A 12,179-nucleotide genomic window follows, 5' to 3' on the forward strand; every position below is an offset into this window, starting at 1 on the left:
TGTTACTTTGACACTAATATAATTTACGCTTGCCAGATCATTGAGCTTGTCACCTTTCAAAACAGGCATAATTGTCTTGCGGCGCAGATATAAAACAGTTTCTAAAAACCAATACAGCAATGACACAGAATGCCTTTGTAATAGGTGTTGACTTTGGCTCAGACTCCGTTCGTTCCATCATTGTGAACGCCCTCAACGGTAAAGAAGTAGCCTCCTCTGTTTTTTATTACCCACGCTGGAAAGCCGGTCTTTATTGCGACGCTGCCAACAACCAGTTCAGACAACACCCTCTTGATTACATCGAGGGAATCGAAAAAACAATCAAAGACTGTTTGGCAAAAGCTGGTGCCGACGTAGCTAAAGATGTAAAAGCGATCTCGGTGGACACAACCGGCTCTACTCCTGTTGCAGTGGATGACACAGGAACGCCGCTCGCTTTGTTGCCTGCATTTGAAAACAATCCAAACGCAATGTTTGTATTGTGGAAAGACCACACGTCAACAAAAGAAGCAGCTGAAATAAACGAACATGCAACAAAATTCGACACGAACTACTTGCAGTTTGTCGGCGGCATCTATTCTTCGGAATGGTTTTGGGCAAAGCTTCTTCACATCCTTCGTGTAGACGACACAGTTAGAAAACAGATTCATTCATGGGTAGAACATTGCGACTGGATACCTTTCCTTTTAACCGGCGGAAAAGATGTTAGCAAACTAAAACGTGGCGTTTGCTCTGCTGGTCACAAAGCCTTATGGGCAAAAGAATTCGGCGGTCTTCCTCCAAATGAATTCTTCGCGTCACTCGATCCATTGCTGGATGGATTTACTAAAAACTTATTCAACGATACATATACCTCATCAGAAGCAGCTGGCTATTTGTCAGACGAATGGGCAAGCCGTCTCGGTCTTACCACAAACGTTGTCGTAGGCATTGGCGCCTTCGACGCACACATGGGTGCAGTAGGCGGACAAATTGAACCATATCATTTGAGTAAAGTAATGGGAACATCAACTTGTGATATGCTGGTGGCTCCTTTTGATGAAGTAGACGGCATATTGGTAAAAGGTATTTGTGGTCAGGTCCCCGGTTCCGTTATCCCGGGCATGATGGGTATGGAGGCCGGACAGTCTGCGTTCGGCGATTGCTACGCATGGTTCAGAAACCTGTTGTCATGGCCTTTGCAAAATGTTTTGAAAAACAGCAAACTTGCTGACGGACAAACACTGGATGCACTGATCAACGAGACCACTGACAATATGATTGCTGAGTTGAGCAAACAGGCAGCAAAAATTAAAGTAGACGAAAAGGCCGAACTGGCAACAGATTGGCTCAACGGTCGCCGTACACCGGATGCGAACCAATTATTAAAAGGCACCATCACTGGATTAAATCTTGCAACAGATGCGCCTAAATTCTTCAGGGCAATTGTAGAAGCAACATGTTTTGGAGCGAAAGCGATTGTTGACAGGTTCAATGCAGAAGGCGTTCCTGTAAAAGGTTTGATCGGTTTGGGTGGTGTTGCGAAAAAATCTCCGTTCATCATGCAAATGATGGCAGATGTAATGAACATGCCGATCCGCATTCACAGTTCAGAACAAACCTGCGCATTGGGTGCCGCAATGTTTGCCGCAACTGCCGCAGGATTGTATGAAAAAGTAGAAGACGCGATGCACGCGATGGGACAAGGCTTTGATGCCGAGTATCATCCAAACGAAGCCTTGGTTCCTGTATATGCAAAACGTTATGGGAAATACATTGAACTGGGTAATGCTACATCGAAAGCTGCTGTTCAAAACAAACTAGCTGAAGCAATTAACAATTAATAATTAAGAATTAACAGGGCAGCCTTTATTAGAAAAAGGCTGCTTTCGATATTGTAAAACGGCGACAAACCATACTCTTAGAGAGTTACGATATTAATTGTTAATTATTAATTATTAATTAAAAAGCACAGTCCTAATCTCACAAACAATAAAATGAGTAAGTACATCCATATTCAAGAAGCAGCTTACGAAGCAAACATGCAGCTGCCGAAACTAAACCTTGTGATCTTTACATTTGGCAACGTAAGCGCCGCTGACAGAGACTTAGGCGTGTTTGCCATTAAGCCAAGCGGTGTTCCTTACGAAGATCTCACGCCCGCTAAAATGGTGATTGTTGATTTCGAAGGCAAAACAGTGGAAGGAAATCTGCGTCCTTCTTCCGATACATTAACCCATGCTGTTTTATACAAGCACTGGGACAAGATCAATGGCATTGTACACACGCACTCTACATATGCAACGGCGTGGGCACAGGCACAGCGCGACATTCCGATCTTCGGAACAACGCACGCCGACCACACCACCAACGATATTCCCTGCGCTCCGCCAATGGATGATGAAATGATCAAAGGCGATTATGAATACCAAACAGGTTTCCAGATCATGAACCATTTTAAAGAAAAAGGCTTGAGCTACGAAGAAACAGAAATGGTGCTCGTTGGCAACCACGCTCCTTTCACGTGGGGCAAAACACCTGCGAAAGCGGTATACAACAGTGCCGTTTGCGAAGCTGTGGCTCAAATGGCTTTTTTAACTGAGCAGATCAGAAACGACAGCCCACGTTTGAAAGATGCACTTATTCAAAAACATTTCGAACGCAAGCACGGCCCGAACTCTTACTACGGACAATAACAAATACACCTCACAAATAAACAATCGCAAAAAAACAGTACATGATAAACCTAAAGCAACTGGAAGTTTGGTTCGTAACCGGAAGCCAGCACCTGTATGGAGAAGAAACTTTAAAGCAAGTAGCGGAACACTCACAGGTCATCGCGAAATCTTTAAATGAAGCATCACAAATTCCCGTAACCGTAGTATTCAAACCTACTGTAAAATCAACGGAAGAAATTTATGCCATTTGCGCAGAAGCAAATGCAGCAAAGAATTGTATCGGTATCATCGCATGGATGCACACTTTTTCTCCAGCAAAAATGTGGATCACCGGTTTGAAAATCTTACACAAACCATTATTGCATTTACATACACAATTCAATCGCGATATCCCTTGGGGCGAGATCGATATGGACTTCATGAACCTTAACCAGTCTGCACACGGTGACCGCGAATTCGGTTTCATCGTTAGCCGCATGCGCAGAAACAGAAAGGTAGTGGTTGGCCACTGGCAAGATCCTGAGGCACTTGAACAAATCAATGGCTGGACAAGGGCTGCAGCGGGATGGCACGATTGGCAAGGTGCAAGATTTGTTCGTTTTGGCGACAACATGCGCTTTGTAGCTGTAACAGATGGCGATAAAGTAGAAGCTGAATACAAGTTCGGCTATTCAGTAAACACACATGGTATCGGCGACCTGGTTGCGGTGATCAATCAAATCAGCGATGCTGAAATTGACAAACTCGTTAAAGAATACGGCGACTCTTATAAAGTTGCAGATAGTTTGCTAAAAGGCAATGCACAATATCAATCTCTTCGCGAGGCTGCGAAAATCGAACTTGGCTTGAAAGCATTTCTTGAAGACGGCAATTTCAAAGGTTTCTCAGATACATTTGAAGATTTGCACGGCATGGTTCAACTTCCGGGTATTGCAGCACAACGCTTGATGGGCGCTGGTTACGGCTTTGCCGGCGAAGGCGACTGGAAAACCGCAGCATTGGTGCGTGCAATGAAAGTGATGGGTAGTGGCTTACCGGGAGGTAACTCTTTCATGGAAGATTACACTTACCATTTCGATCCAAGCAATCCAATGGTATTGGGTTCACACATGCTCGAAATTTGCGAGTCTATTGCAAAAGGAAAAGCTTCTTGTGAAATACATCCTTTAGGCATCGGCGGCAAGGCAGACCCAGTAAGACTTGTATTCAACGTGGCTTCCGGCCCTGCTATCAATGCATCTTTAATTGACATGGGCAACCGCTTCCGTTTGCTCGTGAACGAAGTGGAAGCTGTTGATGCACCACATGATCTTCCAAAACTTCCTGTGGCCCGCGTATTGTGGAAACCGTACCCGGACATGAAAACAGGTTGCGCTGCATGGATCCTTGCTGGTGGTGCGCACCACACAGGTTACAGCCAAAACCTGACTGCAGAACACATGCAGGACTTCGCTGAAATGGCAGACATAGAATTCACACTGATCGGTAAAAACACAAACCTCTATCAATTCAAAAATGAATTGCGCTGGAGTGAAGCGTATTATAGATAAGGAATTAGAAATTAGAAGTTAGGAATTAGTTTATGTGCGGCCCCGGGAGATTTTCCGGGGCTTTGCTTTTGTTTTACTTGTTAGTATGGGCCAGACGGCATTGCTACTATTGAGCTTTGGTTGCGTCGCACACTTGTACAGAGAGAATGCTATTGAGCGCTTTGTGTGCAACACCGTCATTGCTAGCGCACCATCATTATGTCTGGAGTTTACAATGCATGCCACACATTTTGATAGCAGCGAAGCAATCTCGAGCACCCGAAGCAGGAGATTGCTTCCCGCTTCGTTCCTCGCGGTCGCAATGACATGTTATACCGAAAGCCTTTGTCACAGTCGCAAAGATTGTAGCTTTGGGCCATCATTTTCAACTTTCAACTTTCAATTTTCAATTACTAAAACCTTACTAAATTTACGCAGCAAAACACACCCCGAGATGAGAAACATATTTCTACTGCTTACTGCATTCCTCTTTTATTCTAATGTTTCCCCCGCACAAAAAACAACAAAAGGTAATTACGTGCTCGTCATACACGGCGGCGCAGGAACCATTTTAAAAAGCAAGATGACGCCTGAAAAAGAAGCCGCTTACAGAGCGGCTTTGCAGAAGGCACTAGAAACGGGCTATGCAGCGTTACAATCAGGCAAATCCAGCGTTGATGCGGTAGAAGCAACCATTCATGTCTTAGAAGATGACCCTCATTTTAATGCCGGCAAAGGCGCGGTGTTTACACATGATGGACGCAACGAACTCGATGCAGCCATTATGGATGGCAAAACACTTTCAGCGGGCGCGGTTGCAGGCGTACGCACCATTCGCAATCCTATCAGTGCAGCAAGAGCAGTGATGGAAAAATCAGAACATGTACTCCTCACCGGTGCAGGTGCCGATCAGTTTGCAAAAGAAGCTGGACTGGAAATCGTTGACCCAAGCTATTTCTTTACGCAAGACAGGTGGGACAACTTACAACAAGCACTTAAAGAAGACAGCATCAAAGCAAAGAAAAATAGTGGTTCCAATGAAGACCCAACACCTTATGACACGAGCGAAACAATCCTTACTCAAAACAACAAATACGGCATCACCAACGTCGATAACAAGTTTGGCACAGTAGGTTGCGCAGCACTTGACCTCTATGGCAATCTTGCGGCAGGCACATCAACTGGTGGCATGACCAATAAAAAATATGGCCGCGTTGGCGACTCTCCTCTCATTGGAGCGGGTACTTATGCAAACAACAATACAGTAGCTGTTTCGTGTACCGGTTGGGGAGAATACTTTATTCGTTGCACCGTAGCATATGATCTTTCTGCAATGATGGAATATAAAAAGATGTCAGTGAAGGACGCGGGCAAAGCAGTGATCGACAAAGTTGCCAAACTCGGTGGCAACGGCGGCTTGATCGCCCTCGACAAAAACGGTAACATGACGATGCCCTTCAACACAGAAGGAATGTACAGAGGAGCAGTGACGAGAGACGGGAAGATTGAAATTTACTTCTATAATAATTGAAAATTGAAAGTTGAAAATTGAAAATGAGGTACCCTAAAATATCTGGCTCACATCTGTTTTATAAAATGCAAAAGGTCGAACAGAGTAATAAATGTTCGACCTTCTGCATTTTCAATTTTCAACTTTCAATTTTCAATTAGCCAAATGGTTCTTCGTCAGCAAATAAATAACCGCCAGCATTATAAAATAAAGCACATACAAAAAGCCACTCAGCCATTTTACAATTGAGAAAAACTTCATCCAGATAACACCTCTTCTGTTGGGCTGCCGCATGAGCGATAAGGTAAACATGTTCTCCGTAATGTCCAGCGCCCACGTCAAAAATGGGAGTAACCGAACCCAAGACAGCGCACAGATCCAAACATCATTCACACTGTGATTGTATGCCAGGCGATGCTTCACGTATGTCGCAACAAAAAACATACACAGATACAAACATGGCATAAAGAAAAAATCAAGGATCAAATTCAATCGCACTGCTTCTTTTGCTTTGGCTGTCATGTTCGCAAGTGTATCCGTAAATCGTGCGAAGGTCTTAGGCATCTCCAACTCGATGATAGACAATCGCTGCCCCTTTTTGTTCATCACAAATTTGCTCGCATTTAACATCATTCTTCCTATAGCCATCGCGCTTAGGAACGAAAGAAAAATGGCAAACAACAATAAGTTGTCAGGACAATAAATTCTGATACAATAGTCGATCGGTTCCATAACTACTTTTTAGGGGGTTGATTTGGATTAACGTCAACAGTATTATCCGGTTTTTTTCCAAAGCTTGCTTTTCTCTTCAACCTGTTCTTTGTTGTAATGGCTTCGCCGATAAACAACACACGGTCTATTTTGTAATTGTTCCAGTTAAAGGAAACTTCTTCTGTGCTATAATCTTCTGTGCGGAACTCACATTTTTGATCCGGGTAAATATTGATCTTCTTTCCCCTGAAGCTCAACGCTGTTCCGCATTTCACGAGATACTGAATATCCTTCGCACGTTTTTGCAAGTCATCATTATTCACCAGGAATATAGCAGCAGTAAGCGCTCCACGAAAGAACAATTCAATCTTGTCTTCATCACTCAAATTAAAATTCAACCAGTTTATTTGTCCTGTGTCAATGCTGCGGATTGTTTTCTTAAAAATATTATGCTTGGAAATAAAATCCCGGTCGTAGAAATAGCGCATCGTCGAAATCATAGAACCCACGAGCTTTCCCATCGTGTCGATGGTATTGGAAGTGGCATCATCTTCAAACTCAAGCTTGATGCCCACCGTTGGTTTTATGGGTACAGGCGAGCTCGGATTGTAAAAAATATTGACGGGAAAATTAGAAAGCATCCCACCATCCACCATCAAGGCATGCGTATCTTTTTCCTGCAATCGTTTATCAATATTGAGCAAACATTTCCATTCCTTTTCAATCACGGCTTTTTGCGCCGTCACATAATCCACTTCGAAAGGTTTAAAGAAAAAATGAACAGACATGGAGGCCCTGACGTACCGTGCGGGAGAAATATCAAAATCTTCGCCCCAGTACATTTTATGCATTGCAGGAAATTCAACCTTGATGCCATTCGTTATATCGGAACTCACAATAGCGATCTCCTTATCAAAGGATGATTTTGTTTCTTCATCATGGGACTGCTCAATTTCCGCGCTATTTTCCAGATCTTCAGGTTGCTGTTGGTTGTTTGCAACAATGTCTCTTTCCGTATCCATTCTTGCTTTTGCCGCTATGATCTCCTGGAACCCTTCTAGTAAATTAGCTGCAAGATCCTTCCGGCCGCGTTGCTCAGGTTTAATCTTTTTTGAAAGTGCGACCAGCTTATCGGTCATTTCATCCAATATGTCGTCTTTTGTTCGAAAACTGGCATCATCAGCTCTCACTTTAGCGACTTCTATATCTTGTTTCGCAATCTCTATTGCATTCACAAACGGCTCGGTTTCTACCGGTAAATTTTTACTGTCGTACTTTATCTTGGAAGGGTAATAAGCGGGGTTGAAACAATTACGTTCCAGCTGCAATTTGTTCTTAAGATGCGAGACATTTTTTATACCGTTCTCTTCCATGATCTTTGTAAGCCAATCCTCGAAATCTTTTCCGGGGTTAATGCCAAACCGTTCTGCATTTCTATACAATAACCTTCCGACCAAAAATTGCCCGAGCAGGTAACTGATGGAAAAAAAGATGACCGCAACAGAAATAGCCGCCACCCACTTGAAGAGTTTTTCTATCCAGTTATCACAACAATAAAGATCTTGATTGCAAGTGATAAATACCAGTCCCGATGCGGATACAATGAGCAACCCGAAAGCAGCCAACGCAATAAGGCTCCAGACTTTCATCTTTGTGAGATAATCTTTAACCGACTTTACATTCACCGTGTTTTGAAAGAGATGCAACAACAATTTGCGCCACATGATATGTCCATCTACCAGATCGCTCAACTTCTTTTCACATAAATATTTCAACAATTTTTCCGAACGCGTTTCATAATAATCTTCGGCCTTCACACTAAATGGATGGTATTTTAGCGCATCGTTCCATACATCGGTTGGCGTATTGACCGGTTGTTTAACACACTCCTGCAACTTTAAAATTTCAGCCTTTGTATTCACGGCACTCAGCAGCAAGGTATTGATGGCTCCGGCGCTGGTTCCGGCCATCTTCATAAATGACACCCCCATTTTCTCCAGCACATATGTGTAACCCGCGAGCGCAATGCCATGCACACCACCGCCTTCTTGCACAAGATCAACATACTGCGATCCGTTGTCGTCCACAACATCTGACAAGATCAAATTGCTGCGACGCTCACCATTTCCGTAATGTTCTTTTTTTACTGAACTGTCGCCATTGCTACGCTGCAGATATTCGATAAGCGGAGCCACTACCAGGCGAAAGTCTTCGAGTGTAAGTGCAGATTCCTCACCGTTCGTTCCGGCCATATTATAAGGTTTAGGTTAAATAGTGTTTACGAATTAAACAGCGGATACCATGCCGTTTAACTTTGTTTCATAAGCCGGAAAACATTGCTGTAATTGAGTTGTAGAGTGCGGAAAAAGAAGAAGTGCTTTTAAGGAGATATTGGCATGCTTACTAAAAATAATAATAGTTGGGCTGAAATGCAAGTAAAATCAATGGTTTTCGGGCTTACAACATCAGCAACGGCATTATTTACCCGACGCCATATCTTTCTCACCCAACCTTACAAGACGGCCGGGAGCCGCGCCGGACCAGGCATTGTCTTTTATAAATTCTCCTTTTGAGTTTCGTTTAGTGTACAACACGTTCTCGTTTTTGACAAGAAATTTTGTTTGCCTCAGCTGGCCATCCACATAATAATTGGAGTAAACGGCAAACGTATAATGATTGGATGATGAATCCGCAACAACAAACTTTTTCATACCCTGCAATTCCCAACAACCAAAGTAGATGCACTCAATTTTATTAACCAGTCTGGGGAGCACAATGGTTGTTTGTCCTGTAATAATTTCCTTCGGTATATAGCCTGCAAATGTGCAGCGAACAGTTCTGTCTGCTGTAACACGCACCCTGTTCTTCTTCGCCTGGTTATTAAAACTAAAGTCGAGCCGATTGATATGTTCAGTATCTTCCCTTACGATGTTTCCATTTGCATCGATCAATCTTTTGATGTGCCGAAACGTGAGTATAACAGAATCGCTGTTCACTTTCTCCTCCTTCAATTCTGATTCAACAAATGGCTTTAATGCTAATAGAGGGTTAAGCACAACCGTATCCCCCGAAAGTATCCAGTGTCCTTTTTCCTCAAACTTCTCCAAACGATAAAACATCGGGTACTCCGGCGCAGAATAACTGAAGGTGGAATCTTCGCTCAAAATCAATTTGCATATTTCTGAACCCGGCCCACTGGCATAACTTCCTGCGATGCTTCTGCTTTGCGCAAAAGCATTGAATGACGCACAGAAAAGAAACAGTAAAAATATGACGCATCGCATACTGGCCGTTTTTGATGAGTCAAAAATAAATAGCAGATTGCTCATTTGAAATATACAGCCACTACTTTCGGTTTACCTTAACAATAGCGAACATTCTATTTGCAAAGCTGTTAACTAACGAATAAATAGTTTACATTTATTTGACACACACTTTCATTTTCAGAAAACAATATTTATGACAGCATCACGCTTACTTAAAAATCTTTTCATTGGTTTATTTGTACTGCTCGTTGTTATCACAATTATTGTTCTGGTAAAAACAAAGCTGTACCCTTTTACCAAATACACTGATGCCCATAGCGGCTACTTGATTACAGATACTTCCACAGCAGAACTGCAACGATTCGCCGGCGGCATAAGAATACCCACCGTAAGCAATTCAAATTATAGTCAAACAAACTTCAAACCGTTTGATGATTTCAAAGCTTATCTGCGACAAACATTTCCTGTTGCATATCAATCAATGGACACGGCAACCATCAACAATTACGGTTTGGTTTTTCACTGGAAAGGAAAAAACAGTTCGCTAAAACCTGTGCTATTTTTATCGCATTACGATGTGGTGCCTGTTAATGGTTACGATCCCTATGCCGACGCAAACAACGCTGTCATCTTTAACCCTAACGACAAACCTGTTGACCATATCAATACCGTTCAAAAAGATTGGGAGTATCCGCCTTTTTCCGGTGCGGTTGCCCACGGCCGCATTTACGGACGCGGAACACTTGATATGAAATGTATGTTATTCGGATTGATGGAAGCATCTACACAACTAATTGCTAAAGGATTTCAACCTGGCCGTGATATTTACTTTGCCTTCGGTCACGATGAAGAAGTGAGTGGCATGAATGGCGCAGGAAAGATCGTAGAATATTTCAAGTCTAAAAACATTGAGTTTGATGCAGTGTATGACGAAGGAGGAATCATTGCCGCACCGGGCATTGCAGGAATTCAGAAACCGATAGCGTTGATTGGCACCGCAGAAAAAGGCTTTCTCACTTTAAAGATCAAAGTGAAAGGAACCGGCGGTCATTCATCTATGCCGCCGCGAAACAGCTCGCTTGTGCTGGCTGCTGAAATTATTCAGCAACTTGAGAAAGAACAATTCAAACCAGACATTATTCCTCCTGTACAAAATTTTTTAAAGAATGTTGGGGGTGAAATGAGTTTTATTTCGCAAATGGGCATTGCCAATCAATGGCTGTTAAAACCATTACTGATAAAGACTTTAACCAAAGCACCAAACACCAATGCGCTGGTTCGCACAACCACTGCCGTTACAATGGCAAAAGGAAGCGATGCGGAAAACGTGTTGCCAACAATTTCAGAGATCACTGTAAATTTTCGTTTGCTCCCGGGCACAACTGTTGCTGACGTTGTTGGCCATGTACAAAAGATTTGCAAACCCTACGATACCGAAATCAATACACTTTCTGCACGTGAAGCATCTGGCATTTCGCCAGTTCCTACAGAAGGTTATAATAACATGAAGAAAAACATTGAAAGGATTTATCCCACTGCTATCATTACTCCATACCTCACCATCACCGGCACTGATGCTTACAAATATGAAGCGGTGAGTAAAAACGTCTATCGCTTTCTACCTTTGGAAATAAATGAATACGAACAAAAGATCATTCACGGCTACAACGAATATATCAGCATTGAAAATTACAGAAAGGTGATTGATTATTTCAAGGGAATGATGGAAGCGGAGTAACAACTCAAGAAAAGCGAATGCTATTTGCGCCTGCCTCAATACGCACGCATAAAAAACGCTTCGGATCTTCTATAAATCCGTCTTGAAAACCGCAGATTGCAAGCAAACAGAATATAATATTCTGCATGTCCATAAAACCAGCGGGGATAAAATTCCACTGTTCTATCGGTACCAGTTTTGCATTCCTTAATAAAAACAATATGGACAGTATAAACAGGCAACAACCAGAAAGTAATCGTAAAGATTTGCAGTGGGATGAAGCCCTCGAGAAAATAAAAGAACTTACAGATAAAGCTTCCACCTGCTTTTTTTGTACAAATATCAATACGGGAAAAGCATTTTCTACTCGTCCGATGTCCGTTCAAAAACTCGACGAGAACGGCATTTTCTGGTTTCTAAGTGCAAATGATAGTAATAAAAACGCTGAATTACAACACGACCCTTCCGTTCAACTTTTGTTTCAAGGCTCAAACTATTCCGACTTCCTGACCATTTATGGCACCGCAGTTGTAAGCGATGACAAGGAAAAGATCAAAGAATTGTGGGAACCCATTTTAAAAACATGGTTCACCGAAGGCATTGACGATCCACGTATTTCTGTAATCAGCGTTGATCCGGTAAATGGTTATTACTGGGATACGAAACATAATATGGCAGTTGGCCTGATAAAACGTGTTGCCGGTGCAATAGTGGGCAAAACATTAGACGATTCTATCGAAGGAACGATAACTTTATAGTTTTAACCACTGTTTAAAAAAGACATGGCTT

The 12,179-nt window shown here is 42.7% G+C and carries 9 protein-coding genes; 6 read left to right on the forward strand and 3 right to left on the reverse strand.

Features of this window, described 5'->3' with window-relative positions; translation table 11 throughout:
• Positions 1 to 119: 119 nt before the first annotated feature.
• From KTO63_RS19110 to KTO63_RS19125, 4 genes are all read left to right on the forward strand, one after another.
• Entirely contained in the window at positions 120 to 1,823 is a 1,704-nt protein-coding gene (locus KTO63_RS19110; protein ID WP_217793340.1) for a ribulokinase, read from the forward strand.
• 153 nt (positions 1,824 to 1,976) lie between these two features.
• Positions 1,977 to 2,675 (forward strand): L-ribulose-5-phosphate 4-epimerase, encoded by a 699-nt coding sequence (locus KTO63_RS19115; RefSeq protein ID WP_217793342.1) that lies wholly within the window; start codon positions 1,977 to 1,979, stop codon positions 2,673 to 2,675.
• Between the two features lie 41 nt (positions 2,676 to 2,716).
• A complete protein-coding gene (gene araA, locus KTO63_RS19120) occupies positions 2,717 to 4,207 on the forward strand; it encodes an L-arabinose isomerase (RefSeq protein ID WP_217793343.1) in 1,491 nt (496 codons plus the stop codon).
• A 433-nt stretch (positions 4,208 to 4,640) separates the two neighbouring features.
• Positions 4,641 to 5,717: an isoaspartyl peptidase/L-asparaginase family protein gene (locus KTO63_RS19125; protein WP_217793344.1), complete on the forward strand. Its 1,077-nt coding sequence runs from the start codon at positions 4,641 to 4,643 to the stop codon at positions 5,715 to 5,717.
• A 132-nt stretch (positions 5,718 to 5,849) separates the two neighbouring features.
• On the opposite strand, the gene KTO63_RS19130 is transcribed toward KTO63_RS19125, so the two are convergent.
• The 3 genes from KTO63_RS19130 to KTO63_RS19140 all read right to left on the reverse strand — a co-directional run bounded on the left by KTO63_RS19130 (position 5,850) and on the right by KTO63_RS19140 (position 9,691).
• Positions 5,850 to 6,428, reverse strand: coding sequence for a hypothetical protein (locus KTO63_RS19130; RefSeq protein ID WP_217793345.1), 579 nt, complete (start codon positions 6,426 to 6,428; stop codon positions 5,850 to 5,852).
• Positions 6,429 to 6,430: 2 nt separating this feature from the next.
• Entirely contained in the window at positions 6,431 to 8,659 is a 2,229-nt protein-coding gene (locus KTO63_RS19135) for a patatin-like phospholipase family protein (protein WP_217793346.1), read from the reverse strand.
• Between the two features lie 225 nt (positions 8,660 to 8,884).
• Complete coding sequence (locus KTO63_RS19140; protein ID WP_217793347.1) at positions 8,885 to 9,691, reverse strand: hypothetical protein; 807 nt, start codon at positions 9,689 to 9,691, stop codon at positions 8,885 to 8,887.
• A gap of 175 nt (positions 9,692 to 9,866) precedes the next feature.
• Here KTO63_RS19140 and KTO63_RS19145 point away from each other — a divergent pair, with 175 nt between their 5' ends.
• Together KTO63_RS19145 and KTO63_RS19150 are read left to right on the forward strand one after the other, a co-directional pair.
• Positions 9,867 to 11,411, forward strand: a complete 1,545-nt coding sequence (locus tag KTO63_RS19145) for a M20/M25/M40 family metallo-hydrolase (RefSeq protein ID WP_217793348.1) — start codon at positions 9,867 to 9,869, stop codon at positions 11,409 to 11,411.
• Between the two features lie 125 nt (positions 11,412 to 11,536).
• On the forward strand, positions 11,537 to 12,148 hold the full coding sequence (locus KTO63_RS19150; RefSeq protein WP_232373253.1) for a pyridoxamine 5'-phosphate oxidase family protein: 612 nt from the start codon (positions 11,537 to 11,539) through the stop codon (positions 12,146 to 12,148).
• Positions 12,149 to 12,179 lie beyond the last annotated feature (31 nt).

This window comes from Pinibacter aurantiacus, assembly GCF_019130065.1.
Taxonomy (GTDB): domain Bacteria; phylum Bacteroidota; class Bacteroidia; order Chitinophagales; family Chitinophagaceae; genus Pinibacter; species Pinibacter aurantiacus.